This is a genomic window from Frateuria terrea (assembly GCF_900115705.1).
GTDB classification, from domain to species: Bacteria; Pseudomonadota; Gammaproteobacteria; order Xanthomonadales; family Rhodanobacteraceae; genus Frateuria_A; species Frateuria_A terrea.
The window spans coordinates 294,790-307,772 of the sequence record NZ_FOXL01000003.1 but is presented as its reverse complement, the minus strand read 5'-3'; the positions used below and the strand labels follow the sequence as shown (position 1 = coordinate 307,772).

Annotated in this window: 10 protein-coding genes and 1 riboswitch; of the genes, 5 read left to right on the top strand and 5 right to left on the bottom strand. The window is 68.7% G+C overall.

The genetic code is table 11. The features are described from left to right. Nucleotides 1-76: 76 nt before the first annotated feature. A riboswitch (cobalamin riboswitch) is annotated at nt 77-292 on the bottom strand. 373 nt (nt 293-665) lie between these two features. Then, nucleotides 666-1,694 (top strand): SDR family oxidoreductase, encoded by a 1,029-nt coding sequence (locus BMZ38_RS05185; RefSeq protein ID WP_091334989.1) that lies wholly within the window; start codon nt 666-668, stop codon nt 1,692-1,694. Between the two features lie 4 nt (nt 1,695-1,698). Then, entirely contained in the window at nt 1,699-2,169 is a 471-nt protein-coding gene (locus tag BMZ38_RS05180) for a DUF421 domain-containing protein (RefSeq protein WP_091334987.1), read from the top strand. 57 nt (nt 2,170-2,226) lie between these two features. Here BMZ38_RS05180 and BMZ38_RS05175 read toward each other — a convergent pair whose 3' ends face one another. The 4 genes from BMZ38_RS05175 to BMZ38_RS05160 form a co-directional block, all read right to left on the bottom strand. Further along, nucleotides 2,227-2,637: a hemerythrin domain-containing protein gene (locus BMZ38_RS05175; protein ID WP_175483676.1), complete on the bottom strand. Its 411-nt coding sequence runs from the start codon at nt 2,635-2,637 to the stop codon at nt 2,227-2,229. Further along, a complete protein-coding gene (locus BMZ38_RS05170) occupies nt 2,634-4,454 on the bottom strand; it encodes a putative bifunctional diguanylate cyclase/phosphodiesterase (protein WP_091334985.1) in 1,821 nt (606 codons plus the stop codon). The genes BMZ38_RS05175 and BMZ38_RS05170 overlap by 4 nt, the downstream gene beginning before the upstream one ends. Before the next feature lie 151 nt (nt 4,455-4,605). Beyond that, nucleotides 4,606-5,712 (bottom strand): cell division protein ZapE, encoded by a 1,107-nt coding sequence (zapE, locus tag BMZ38_RS05165; RefSeq protein WP_091334983.1) that lies wholly within the window; start codon nt 5,710-5,712, stop codon nt 4,606-4,608. Nucleotides 5,713-5,845: 133 nt separating this feature from the next. After that, nucleotides 5,846-6,535, bottom strand: a complete 690-nt coding sequence (locus BMZ38_RS05160) for an alpha/beta hydrolase (protein WP_091334981.1) — start codon at nt 6,533-6,535, stop codon at nt 5,846-5,848. A gap of 60 nt (nt 6,536-6,595) precedes the next feature. Here BMZ38_RS05160 and BMZ38_RS05155 point away from each other — a divergent pair, with 60 nt between their 5' ends. Next, nucleotides 6,596-7,192 (top strand): acyl carrier protein phosphodiesterase, encoded by a 597-nt coding sequence (locus BMZ38_RS05155; protein ID WP_091334979.1) that lies wholly within the window; start codon nt 6,596-6,598, stop codon nt 7,190-7,192. A gap of 189 nt (nt 7,193-7,381) precedes the next feature. Here the strand turns inward: BMZ38_RS05155 and BMZ38_RS05150 are convergent, their stop codons facing one another. Then, nucleotides 7,382-7,903: a c-type cytochrome gene (locus BMZ38_RS05150; protein ID WP_091334977.1), complete on the bottom strand. Its 522-nt coding sequence runs from the start codon at nt 7,901-7,903 to the stop codon at nt 7,382-7,384. A gap of 318 nt (nt 7,904-8,221) precedes the next feature. Here BMZ38_RS05150 and BMZ38_RS05145 point away from each other — a divergent pair, with 318 nt between their 5' ends. Continuing rightward, a complete protein-coding gene (locus tag BMZ38_RS05145; protein WP_091334975.1) occupies nt 8,222-9,448 on the top strand; it encodes an efflux RND transporter periplasmic adaptor subunit in 1,227 nt (408 codons plus the stop codon). A gap of 139 nt (nt 9,449-9,587) precedes the next feature. After that, nucleotides 9,588-12,830, top strand: coding sequence for an efflux RND transporter permease subunit (locus BMZ38_RS05140; RefSeq protein ID WP_091334972.1), 3,243 nt, complete (start codon nt 9,588-9,590; stop codon nt 12,828-12,830). Nucleotides 12,831-12,983 lie beyond the last annotated feature (153 nt).

The following is a 12,983-nucleotide window of genomic DNA, read 5'->3' as shown; positions in this document are numbered from 1 at the left end:
CCCCGCGGAAGCGGTCACCCGCGCCGGGCCGCGTCAGGATCGAACGGACACGTCTCATCCGACGCGACCGTCGGCCCTTGGGCCCGACGTGCCGGCAGGTCTTCGGACTCGCGGACGTGGGATCGCTCGATCCCGCCTACTTGCGCTCGCTTCCCAGGCGCTGCGGCCCAGTGCATGTGAGGGCGTTCGTTTCCGCTTACCGCTGCGGGGCAGTTCCGGATTCGCACCGGATTCCCTTTTAAGCCCGACCGACAGTCGCGTCTGGACGGGCACCGACGAGACACAACATATCGTGTTGATTGGCGCCGGTCAACCCAACATTTCGTGGTTACGTCTCGCGCCATGCGAGGGCTCGCCTCCCGGAGGAGGATTCGGCATGCCGGCGTTCCCGCAGCGGCCGAACCCTCAGCGCCTGTCGGCACCCTCTCCGGGAGCCAGGAGTTCGGTGGGTGGCTCGAGGCGAGCGCCTCGACTTCGGACGCGGCGCGCCCATGCTCGGCGCGAAGGATGTCTGGGTGAGGCCGGGCTTTGGCCGCTTTCCCGAAGACAGACGGGTCGGGCAAGGGAACAAACCGGCCGTCGCGATGCAACGCCATGCTCACCTGTCCGCCACGGCGCGCTGCCTATCGTCGCGAGCCATACCCAGCCACGACGGGAGCCGAACGATGGCGATTTCGAAAATCTCTTCCCGGCGCAACGGCAGCGACGGCGCGGCCACCAAGGAGCGGCGCGTGCAGAAGCAGACCGACGCGAAGGACCAGCACAAGCAGCAGGCCAAGGTGTCCAAATCCGCCAGCAAGAAGGCCGCGGCGAAGAAGCAGCCGGCACCGACCAGTCCGCGCCCGAAGCCGCGCCCGCCCTTGCCCGAGCAACACCTGCGCAAGCCGGGCAAGGAAGCGAAGCTCGATCCGCGCCCGCAGTTCGAGGCGCCCGATTACCGTGGCAGCGGCAAGCTCGAAGGCATGGCCGCGATCATCACCGGTGCCGATTCAGGCATTGGCCGCGCGGTCGCCGTCCTGTTCGCGCGCGAAGGCGCCGACGTGGCGGTGGTCTACCTGTCCGAGGACGACGACGCGCGCGAAACGAAGCGCCATGTGGAAAAGGAAGGCCAGCGCTGCCTGCTGATCCGCGGCGACGTGCGTGACCCGGACTTCTGCGAACAGGCGGTGCAGCAGACGGTGGATGAATTCGGTCGACTCGACGTACTGGTCAACAACGCCGCGTTCCAGGAACACGCCGACGCGCTGGAGGACATCACCGAGGAGCACTTCGACCTCACCATGCGCACCAATATCTACGGCTATTTCCACATGGCCAAGGCCGCGTTGCCGCACCTGCACGCGGGCAGCGCGATCATCAACACCGGCTCGGAGACCGGCCTGTTCGGCAACGCGCACCTGCTCGACTATTCGGCGACCAAGGGTGCGATCCACGCCTTCACCATGTCGCTGGCGAGCAACCTGGTCGGCCGCGGGATCCGGGTCAACGCGGTGGCGCCGGGGCCGGTGTGGACACCGCTCAATCCTGCCGACAAGCAGGCCAGGCAGGTCGCCAGGTTCGGCCAGCACAATCCATTGGGCCGACCGGCGCAGCCGGAGGAACTTTCGCCGGCGTACGTGTTCCTGGCCGCGCCCAGCTGCTCCAGCTACATCAATGGCGCGATCCTGCCGGTGATGGGTGGCTCGACCGGCTGACGCCATGCACCTGTCCGATCCGTGGTGGGTCTACGTGTTGCGCGGGGCGGGGGTTTACCTGTGCCTGCTGATCGTGTTGCGGCTGATCGGCAAGCGCGCGTTCGGCGACATGACGACGTTCGACATCGTGGTGCTGATGCTGGTCGGCAGCACGTTGCGCATCGCGATCACCGGCGAGGACAAGTCGCCGCTGTCGGCGGTGATCGGGGTGATACCCATCTTTCTGCTGGACAAGGCGATGGGATGGGCGTGCGCACGCTGGCCCTGGCTCGAGCGCGTGGTGGAGGGCAAGGACAGCCTGCTCGCCCGCGGAGGGCAGATCCTCGACGGTGCGCTGCGCCGGCACGACATGTCCGAAGCGGCCTTCCGCCGTGCGCTGCGCGAAAAGGGGGTGCGCGACATCGGCGATGCCGCCGAAGTGCGGCTGGAAGCCAATGGCAAGGTCAGCGTGCTGAAGGTGGCCAGGCGCGAGTAGTCCTGTCGAACCCCCGCGGAACGACGCCAAGCCTTCCGGCCGTGCCCCGCGCAGCTGCTACGGCGGGCCGTCTGCGATCGGCTCGCAGTGCGCCTCGTAGGCTGGATAGAGCCGCTCTTCCTCGCGCCCGATGCGCTGCCGCAGCACAGCCAGCAGCTGCTCCAGGCTGCGCGAGAACGCCAGAGGGTCGGTGCTGCCTTCGCGGTAGGTGTCGAAGAACGCGACCAGCGCAGGGGTGAGCTGCTGCATCTCGTCGGCGTACTGGTGGGCCAGCCCGGCGGTCGCCGGGTGTGCGTGCAGGGCCGGGTAGAGCCGGTTGTCCTCCAGGCTCAGGTGCGAAAGCATCGCCTGGCGCGCTTTCTCCAGGCGGTCGCCGCCTTCGTCGCCGGCCACGCCGAAGCGCCGCAGCTCGTCGAGCAGGACGTACAGCTGCGCATGCTGGTCGCGCAGGATATCGGTCAGTCTCACGAGGCATCCCCGCCGTCGGCCTGGTGCCAGTCGGCGGCGCGCTCGAGCCAGGGCGGCACGGCCGCGGCGGCGAGCGGGCGCGAGACGTGGAAGCCCTGCACTTCGTCGCAGGCCATGCGCCGAACGGTCTCGTAGATGCGGCGCGTCTCCACGCCTTCGACCACCACCCGGAAACCCAGGTCGTGCGCGAGTGCTGCGGTCGAACGCACGATCGCTGCGTCGTGCCGGCTGGCATCCATCGCGCGCACGAACGACTGGTCGATCTTCAGACAGGTCGCCGGCATCTGCCGCAACGAAGCGAGGTTGCTGTAGCCGGTGCCGAAATCGTCGATGGCGATGCCGGCACCGAGCTCGCGCACGGCGTCGAGGTGGCGGCGGGTGGCGTCGCTGTGCGCCAGCAGCGTGGTTTCGGTGAATTCGAGCTCGAGCGCGCGCGGATCGACGGCATGGCGCGAGGACACCGCCTGCAGGCGGGTGACCAGGTCGGCATCGAAGTCGGCGTTGGAGATGTTGATCGACAGGCCGATATCGTGGCCGGCACGGTGCCACGCGGCCAGCTGCGCCACGCCGTGATCGAGTACCCAGCCGGTCAGCGAGCGCATCAGGCCGGCGCGCTCGGCCAGGGGAACGAACTGGCCTGGCGGCACCTCGCCGAGCGTCGGATGCCGCCAGCGCGCGAGCGCCTCCAGCGCGATGCATTTGCCATCGCTCAGGCGCACCCGCGGCTGGTAGTGCAGGTACAGCTCGGTGCGTTCGGTCAGCGCGGCGGCCAGCTCGGTGACCAGGAAGAATTCCTGCCGGTGGCGCTCGTCCTGGCTGCGTTCGTACAAGGCCCAGCCGCGCGGGCTGCGCTGCGCGGCATAGGAGGCGCTCATCACCCGACGCAGCGGGTCGGCGCCGTCGAGCTGGCGCATGTCCAGTTCGAGCAGGCCCACACCCGGTTGCAGCGTGAGCGGGATGTCCATGCAGATGACCGGCGTGCGCAGGCGCGCGACCAGGTCGTCGAGCTGGCCGGTCTCCAGCGGCACGTCAGCGTCGGGCAGCACCGCCGCGAAGCGCGTCACGCCGACCTGGTACAGGCGGGTGTCGGTGGGCATCCATTCGAGCACGCGTGCGGCCACCGCGCGCATCAATTCGTCGGCGTAGGCGAAACCCATCGCCCGCACGAACGCATTGAAGCGCTCCACCGGCGCCACCTCGATGGCGATCAGCCAGGCCCGCTGCGCGCCGTTCTGCCGGCGCGCGCGCAGATCCTCGAAGAACGCGCTGCGGTGCGGCAGCTGGGTGACCGGATCGGTGCGGCCCAGGTAGCCCCCCAGCACCACGCCGGCGCCGGCCAGCCGCGCGGACTGCAGCAAGGCGTTGCGGCCGGCCTCGCCCAGGCTGGCGCGCGGGGCGTGGTCCATCACGCACAGCGCGCCGACGTGGCGGCCGTTGAGCGTATAGACCGGTTCGCAGGCGAAGAAGCGCAAGGTCGCAGGGGATGGGCCGGTCAGTGGCGGCGTGTCGCGGTAGCGCGCGTCGGCTGCGATGTCCGGCAGCACCTGGCCGGTGCCGCGGCGTGCCGCTTCCAGGTACAGCGGGTGCAGCACATGGCTGCCGTGCGCGGCGGGATCGCGGCTGTACCAGTAGGCGCTGCCGTTGTTGAGCACCAGCGAGACCATCGCCACGTCGAGCGAGGCCGAGGCCAGTTGCGCGACCGCGTCGAATCCGGGCACGGCGTAACCGTCCGCGGATGCCGGGCTCCCTCCGGCGCCGAAGCTGGCTTCCCCGTCCAGGAGCGCTGCGTCGGGGTCTTGCTCCGCGGTCGTATGCATGGCGTCCTCTCCCTCCGACCGGCCTGGTGGGAACTGCAGTAACCGTCGGCCAGAGTACTTCGGCCGCCTCGGCGGCCGCAATGCGAAAAAATGCGAGGCGGCGGACGGCGGCCGCAGACCGAACCGCGTGCGTCGCCTGTGGCAGCGGCGGCTATTCCGGGCGATGCGGCAGCGCCAGGTATTGCTCGCTCTGCATCTCGATCAGGCGCGACTCGGTGCGGCTGAATTCGGCGCGGTGACGCTCGCCGTCGTACAGCTCGGTGATCGGCGCGGCGGCAGAAAGCACCAGCTTGACGTGACGGTCGTAGAACTCGTCCACCATCAACAGGAAACGCCTGGCTGCGTCCTCGCTGTAAATCGAAAACTGCGGCACGTTGGAAACGATCACGGTGGGCACCAGGCGGGCCAGCGCAATGTAGTCGGCCACGGCGCGCGGGCCTTCGCACAGTGCCTCGAAGTCGAACCACAGCACGCCCGTGGCCTCCGCCCTGGCGGAGATGGGGCGGCCGTTGACTTCCAGCGTGATGTCCTGGCGTGCCTCGCCCTGGCGCTGGCTGGAGAAGATGCGCGCCAGGGCGCGCTCGGCCTCGGCGCCGGGCGGGGTCAGGTAGACCGGCGCCTGGGTCAGTGCGCGCAGGCGCCAATCGTGTGGCGAGACCATTTCCACCACGTGGCAGTGCTTCTGGATCGACGCGATGGCGGGCAGGAAGCGGGCGCGCTGCAGGCCGTCCCGGTAAAGGTTTGCCGGCGGCGTGTTGGAGGTGGTCACCAGCGTCACGCCGCGGCGGAACAGCGCGTCGAGCAAGTTGGCCAGGATCATCGCATCGCCGATGTCGTTGACCAGGAACTCGTCCAGGCACAGCACGCGGCAGCGCTCGGCCAGGCCTTCGGCCACCGCTTCGAGCGGATCGGCACGCTCGCCCAGTTCGCGCAGGTGTGCGTGCACTTCCCCCATGAAGCGGTGGAAATGCCGGCGCAGCGCCACGCCGTGGGGCAGGCTGGCGGCGAACAGGTCCATCAGAAAGGTCTTGCCACGGCCCACGCTGCCCCACAGGTACAGCCCGGGCGCCGGCGCGCGGGGATCCTCGCCGAATAGCGATTTCAGCCGGCCGAGCAGGCCGCCGTTGTCCGGCCTGGCGCACAGCGCCGCGTGCATGCGGTCGAATTCCGGCAGAACGGCCAGCTGCGCCGGATCGGCTTCCCAGCGGTGCGCGGCGATGCCTTCGTGGTAGCGGGCGGAAGGGGTGAGCAAGGTCATCGGGCTAGGAGGCAAACGCGCAGAATCGAGGCTCCTCGACCTGGGTGCAGGAGGAGGGCGGCAAGAGGACAGCTGGGTGGAATGGCACCGCTACCTGCGCTCCCCTGGGCTGCAGGTGCGGAGCAACAGCGGCTCATTCATGGCGCGGCGGCGGCAGCCACGGCTGCACCGCATGCTTGACCGCGCCGCGCAGGTCCATCAGCCGACGATGGAAGAAGTGGCTGGTCTCGGGCATGCGCACCAGTTCGGGCGTCACCGGCAGGCTGTCGATCCAGTCGAATACCGCCTGCGGCTCGACCACCTCGTCGGCCTCGCCCTGCACGATCAGCCAGGGGCACTGCGGCGGCTCGACCGTGGTCAGCGCAAAACGCCCGGCAGGCGGCGCAATGCTCACCAGCGCGGCCGCCTTCAGCCGCACCGCGTTGCGGATGGTGACGTAGCTGCCGAAGGAGAACCCGGCCAGCCACAGCGCATCGCCCGGGCGCACGCGGCGCACCCATGCGGCCACCGCGGCCAGGTCCTCGCTTTCGCCGTTGCCCTCGTCGTAACTGCCTTCGGAGGCGCCGGTGCCGCGAAAGTTGAAGCGCAGCGTATCCAGCCCCGACTCACGCAGGCTGCGCTCGACCATCGTCACCACCTTGTTGTGCATGGTGCCGCCCTGCACGGGGTTGGGATGGCAGATCACCGCCGTGCCGCGGCGCGCCTCGGCGGGCTCGGCCACGTTGCTGATCGCCTCCAGCTTGCCGGCGGGGCCGTCGAGCGCGAAGCTCGACTCTTCCGTTGGAAAGCTGGCGGGATTGTCGGGAATGGTGGTGGGCGTCATGCGTGCAATGATAACCGTCGCGGCCGTGCACCGGCCGTCGCGTCCGTGGCGGGAGCGCCCGTGAACCACCTGGCCCATGCGCTGCTGGCCGGGCCGGACGAGGCGTGGCGCCTGGGCGGCGTGCTCGGCGATTTCGTGCGCGGGGCGCCGGATCCGTTGCTGCCGGCCGGGGTGCGCGAGGGCATTGCGCTGCACCGCGCGATCGATGGTTACACCGACCGCCACCCCGAAGTGCTCGCCGCGCGCGCGCTGTTCGAGCCGCCGTACCGGCGCTATGCCGGTATCGCGCTGGACATGTGGTTCGACCATTGCCTGGCGCGCGGTTTCGCATGCTGGTCGACGCAACCGCTGGACGGCTTTTCGACCGACCTGCGCCAGCTGCTGCAGCGGCACGGTGCATTGCTGCCGCCCGCGGCGCAGCACTTCGCGCGCTACATGCAGGCCAACGACCTGCCTGCCGGCTATGCCGACCCGGTCGTGCTCGAGCGTGCACTGGCCGGCATCGGTCAGCGGTTGCGGCGGGACAACCCGCTGGACCGGATGCTGCCGGTGCTGCAGGCGCTGGATGCGCCGCTGCAGGAGCGCTTCGAGTCGTTCTTCCCGCAGTTGCAGCGCTTCGTCGGCGACTGGGCTGTCGCGCGTCAGTCTTCCGTGTAGGAGCGTGTTTGGGCGCAAATCCAGGGTTGCGCCATGCGCGAGCGCGGCTCGCAAAGAGCTCTTACCGAAGGGGATCGTCACGAGCCCCGCTCCTCGCCCCAACCCGCTCCCGCAACAGAGAAAGGGGCCAAACGAAAAACGCCGCCCGGTAGGCGGCGCTTTTCGAAAGTCCGTTGGATCAGGCCAACTTTACTTGGCCTGATCAACGATCCAGTGCACGGTATTCTTGACCTGCTCGTCGGTGAGCGACGGCATGCCACCCTTCGGCGGCATGAAGTTGCCATCGGGACCGTGGTAGCCGTGAATCGCATGCTGCACCAGGGTGTCGATGCCTTGCGCGATGCGTGGTGCCCAGGCCGCCTTGTCGCCCAGCTTGGGCGCGCCGGCCACGCCAGCGGTGTGGCAGCTGTGGCACAGGCCTTCGTAGATCGTCTTGCCGTCGGTGCTGCCGCCGAAGGCGACCTGCGAGGCGGCGGCCTTGGCCGCGGCGTCCTGCGCCGCCAGCATGGCCGCGCGACCGGTGTCGCCGGCGTACACCGCACCGGCCGGGGCCAGGCGCTCGGCCACCTTCTGCGCCGCGTGCGGGTTGGTTTCCTTCGGCGAGCGGGCGTAGATGGTGTACGCCATGATCAGCAACACCAGCGCCAGTACGTGGAGACCGGCGATCAGCCAGCTGAACTGGCGGATGAAGCTCTGGTCCGATTTGGTCATGGTACCGCTCACGCAAGTCACTCCAGGTAATCAGTGGACGGGCCGGCAAGCCCCGTGGGCGGCCGGCGCGGGCAGACAAGACGCCGGATTATAGATCAAAGCGCGGTCCAAGTTTCAGCGCACGCGGTACCCTCGCAATGCATCGCGCGCGGCGATGGCATTCCCCTGCCGTCGGTAACGTGTCATCGGTCATGGGGCACCCCTGTCAACTGGCATTGTCCAAGCCCGTTGCTGTAACCCTATGCTTTTCACAGGGTCGGCTTCGATTGCGCATGGCGCGGATGAAGCGGCCGACATTCATTCCGGGAGCTTTTGCACATGTCGCGTTTTTGGAAGATCGCGCTGGTCGTGGTGGTTGTGCTGGTGCTGGCCGTGATCGGCCTGCGCCTGATGCACAAGCCGGGCGGCCCCCAGGCTGGGCCGGCCCATGCCCAGGGCAAGGAAGGCGAGCAGCAACCGCCGGTGCCGGTCACCGTGGTGCCGGTGGCGCGCCAGGACGTGCCGGTCTATCTGACCGCGCTGGGCACGGTGCAGGCGCTCAACACGGTGGTGGTCAGCCCGCAGGTGAGTGGCCGCCTGCTCAGCCTGGAGTTCACCGAAGGCCAACCGGTGAAGAAGGGCCAGGTGCTGGCGCAGATCGACCCGCGCACCTTCCAGGCCGCCTACGACCAGGCCGTCGCGCGGCTGCACCAGGACCAGGCGCAGCTGGCCACCGCCAAGGCCAATTATTCGCGCAGCCAGGAGCTCGGCCCGAAGGGCTACATCGCCAAGCAGGACCTGGATGCGTTGCGCAACACGGTCAGCCAGCTGCAGGCGACGCTCGCCTCCGACCAGGCGCAGATCCGCGACGCGCAGGTGCAGCTGGGCTATACCAAGGTGATTTCGCCGATCGATGGTCTGGCCGGCATCCGTGGCGTCGACCCGGGCAACGTCGTGACCACCACCAGCAGCATCGTCACGCTGACCCAGCTGCATCCGATCAACGTGATGTTCAACCTGCCCGAGCAGAACCTGGACATGGTGCGCCAGGCCTCGCAGGGCGGCGGCGAACTGACCGTGGCGGCGCTCGGCCATGACGACTCGCGCCTGCTCGCCGACAACGGCGTGCTCAAGGTGATCGACAACCAGATCGACGCCAGCACCGGCACCTTCCGCCTGAAGTCGGAGTTCCCGAACGCCAGCAATGAGCTGTGGCCCGGCCAGTTCGTCAACGTGCGGCTGAAGGTGCGCACGGTCGGCGGCGGCCTGGTGATTCCGGCGCAGGCGGTGCAGCGCGGCCCGGACGGCGACTACGTCTACCTGCTGCAGCCGGACAACACGGTCAAGATGCAGCCGGTCAAGGTCGCGCAGGAAGTGGGCGACAGCGCCGTGATGATCGGCAGCGGCCTGGCCGAAGGCCAGCGCGTGGTCACCGAGGGCCAGTTCCGGCTCAAGCCCGGCAGCAAGGTCAATCCGCTCAGGCCGGGCGAGCTGCCACCGGCGCCGACCAAGGAAGAACTGGACAAGGCCAAGAAGAGTGGTGGCCGCGGTCGCCGCGGACACTGACTAGCAAAAGAAGCCGTTCGCCCTGAGCGTAGGCCGCAGGCCGAAGTGGAAGGGTAGCCCCAGGTACCGCCGCTGCGCTCAGGGCGAGCGGCGATCCACGGATGGCGCGCCTCTACCTAACAGACAGACCGGATAACCCATGGGCTTTTCCACCCTCTTCATCCGACGCCCGATCGCTACTTCGCTGCTGATGGTGGCGGTGCTGCTGCTGGGCGTGCTCGGCTACCGCCAGCTGCCGGTGTCGGCGCTGCCGGAGATCGACGCGCCCAGCCTGGTCGTGACCACCCAGTACCCCGGCGCCAGCGCGACCACCATGGCGGCGCTGGTGACCACGCCGCTGGAGCGCCAGCTCGGCCAGATCTCGGGCCTGTCGATGATGAGCTCGGATTCGTCCGCGGGCCTGTCGACGATCATCCTGCAGTTCAACATGGACCGGGACATCGACATCGCCGCACAGGACGTGCAGGCGGCGATCAGCTCGGCCAAGGGCACGCTGCCCAACAACCTTCCCTACCCGCCGGTCTACAACCGGGTGAACCCGGCCGACGCGCCGATCCTCACGCTGATGCTCACCTCGGACAGCCGCCAGCTGCGCGAGGTGAACGACCTTGCCGACTCGATCATCGCGCAGAAGCTCTCGCAGGTGCAGGGCGTGGGCCTGGTCTCGATCGCCGGCAACGTGCGCCCGGCCGTGCGCGTGCAGGTCAACCCCTCGCAGCTGTCCAACCTCGGGCTCACGCTGGAAGACGTGCGCGCCTCGCTGCAGGCGGCCAACGTCAACGCGCCCAAGGGCACCCTGAACGGCGCCACGCAGAGCTACTCGATCGGCACCAACGACCAGCTCACCGACGCGGCCGCCTACGGCCAGACCATCATCAGCTACAAGGACGGCGCGCCGGTGCGGCTGAAGGACGTCGCCCGCGTCGTCGACGGCGTGGAGAACGACCAGCTCGCCGCCTGGGCCAACGGCAAGCCGGCGGTGCTGCTGGACATCCGCCGCCAGCCCGGCGCCAACATCGTGCAGACGGTGGAACAGATCCGCGCCGTGCTTCCCTCGCTGCGCGCGGTGCTGCCGGCCGACGTGCACCTGGACGTGTTCGCCGACCGCACGGTGACCATCCGCGCCTCGGTGCACGACGTCGAGTTCACCCTGATCCTCACCGTGTTCCTGGTGGTGGCGGTGATCTTCGTGTTCCTGCGCCGGCTGTGGGCCACGGTGATTCCGTCGGTGGCGGTGCCGCTGTCGCTGCTGGGCACCTTCGGCGTGATGGCCTTCACCGGCATGTCGCTGGACAACCTTTCGCTGATGGCGCTGACCGTGGCCACCGGTTTCGTGGTCGACGATGCGATCGTGATGATCGAGAACATCGTGCGCTACATCGAGCAGGGCAAGAGCGGCAAGGAGGCAGCGGAGGTCGGTGCCAGGGAGATCGGCTTCACGGTGCTCTCGCTGACCGTCTCGCTGATCGCCGTGTTCCTGCCGCTGCTGCTGATGCCCGGCGTCACCGGCCGCCTGTTCCACGAGTTCGCCTGGGTGCTGACCATCGCCGTGGCGATCTCGATGCTGGTGTCGCTGACGCTGACGCCGATGATGTGTGCGTACCTCCTCAGGCCCGATCAACTGCCGGAAGGCGACGCTGCGCATGAGCACGCCGCCGTGCACGGCAAGCGCAACCTGTGGACGCGCACGGTCGACTTCTACGGCCGCACGCTGGACGTGGTGCTCGACCATCGCCGCCTGACCATGCTGGTAGCCGGCGCCACGGTGGTGCTCACGGTGATCCTCTACGTGGTGATTCCCAAGGGCCTGCTGCCCGAGCAGGACACCGGCCTGATCACCGGCGTGGTGCAGGCGGACGAGAACGTCGCCTTTCCGCAGATGGAGCAACGCACCAAGGCGGTCGCCGATGCCTTGCGCAAGGATCCGGCCGTGTCCGGCGTGGCCGCTTTCATCGGCGCCGGCACCATCAACCCGACGCTCAACCAGGGCCAGCTCTCGATCGTGCTGAAGGATCGCGGCGACCGCGGCGGCCTGGACGAGGTGGTGCCGCGGCTGCAACAGGCGGTGGCCAACATCCCGGGCGTGGCGCTGTACCTCAAGCCCGTGCAGGACGTCACGCTGGACAGCCGCGTCGCCGCCACCGAGTACCAGTACTCGCTGTCCGAGGTGAACTCGTCGGAACTGGCCAAGTACGCCGAGCAGATGACCCAGGCGCTGCGCCAGCGGCCCGAACTGGCCGACGTGGACAACAACCTGGCCGACCAGGGCAACGCGCTGAAGCTGACCATCGACCGCGAGAAAGCCAGCCGCCTGGGCGTGCCGGTGCAGACCATCGACGACACGCTGTACGACGCCTTCGGCCAGCGCCAGATCTCGACCATCTTCACCCAGTTGAACCAGTACCGCGTGGTGCTGGAGGTGGCGCCGGAGTTCCGTTCCAGCCGCGACCTGCTCAACAAGCTCACCGTGCGCGGCAACGGCTCGGGCGCGCTGACCGGTTCCAATGCCACCAGCTTCGGCCAGCTGACCTCGGCCAACTCGGCCACGCCTTCGGGCATCGGCAATACGGGCAACGTCGGCTTCCAGATCGGTGCCGGGGGCACCATCCCGATCGCCTCGCTGGCCACCGCGCAGGTCACCAATGCGCCGCTGGTGGTGAGCCACCAGCAGCAGCTGCCGGCGGTGACGCTGTCGTTCAACCTGGCGCCGGGCTACTCGCTGTCGCAGGCGGTCGACGCCATCCACGAGGTCGAGGCGCAGCTCAGCTTCCCGCCGCAGGTGCGCGGTGAATTCATCGGCAAGGCGGCCGAGTTCAACGCCTCGCTGGGCGACGAGGTGCTGTTGCTGCTGGCGGCGATCGTGGTGATCTACATCGTGCTGGGCGTGCTCTACGAGAGCTACATCCACCCGTTGACCATCATCTCGACGCTGCCGCCGGCCGGCGTGGGCGCGCTGCTTGCGCTGATCCTGTGCGGCATGAGCCTGTCGGTGGACGGCATCGTCGGCATCGTGCTGCTGATCGGCATCGTCAAGAAGAACGCGATCATGATGATCGACTTCGCCATCGAGGCGCAGCGCGAGGGGCGCAACGCGCGTGATGCGATCCGCCGCGCCTGCCTGCTGCGCTTCCGCCCGATCATGATGACCACCGCCGCGGCGATGCTCGGTGCCTTGCCGCTGGCGCTCGGCAACGGCATCGGCGCGGAATTGCGGCGGCCGCTGGGCGTGTCGATCGTCGGCGGCCTGCTGCTCTCGCAGCTGGTCACGCTGTACACCACGCCGGTGATCTACCTCTACATGGAACGCTTCTCCGACTGGCTGCGGCTGCGCCGCGAGCGCCGGGCGCTGGCGCGTGCCGAGGCGGACGCCCGCGCGGTGTAACACGCACTGCTCCCTCTCCCTCCGGGGAGAGGGTCGGGGGTGAGGGGCCGGGGCTCGCGGGACAGCTCGTTGGGGGCCGCTCTTGTTTGCCGCACTTGCGGGATTTTCCCGTGGCCTGGCCGGGCGCGAAGAGCTTCCGATCGCCTGCGGCGC

Excerpts from the sequence above, each read along its gene's own strand:
- BMZ38_RS05185 (WP_091334989.1), top strand. The coding sequence starts at position 666 with ATGGCGATTTCGAAAATCTCTTCCCGGCGCAACGGCAGCGACGGCGCG.
- BMZ38_RS05180 (WP_091334987.1), top strand. The coding sequence starts at position 1,699 with ATGCACCTGTCCGATCCGTGGTGGGTCTACGTGTTGCGCGGGGCGGGG.
- BMZ38_RS05170 (WP_091334985.1), bottom strand. The coding sequence starts at position 4,454 with ATGCATACGACCGCGGAGCAAGACCCCGACGCAGCGCTCCTGGACGGG.
- zapE (WP_091334983.1), bottom strand. The coding sequence starts at position 5,712 with ATGACCTTGCTCACCCCTTCCGCCCGCTACCACGAAGGCATCGCCGCG.
- BMZ38_RS05160 (WP_091334981.1), bottom strand. The coding sequence starts at position 6,535 with ATGACGCCCACCACCATTCCCGACAATCCCGCCAGCTTTCCAACGGAA.
- BMZ38_RS05150 (WP_091334977.1), bottom strand. The coding sequence starts at position 7,903 with ATGACCAAATCGGACCAGAGCTTCATCCGCCAGTTCAGCTGGCTGATC.
- BMZ38_RS05145 (WP_091334975.1), top strand. The coding sequence starts at position 8,222 with ATGTCGCGTTTTTGGAAGATCGCGCTGGTCGTGGTGGTTGTGCTGGTG.
- BMZ38_RS05140 (WP_091334972.1), top strand. The coding sequence starts at position 9,588 with ATGGGCTTTTCCACCCTCTTCATCCGACGCCCGATCGCTACTTCGCTG.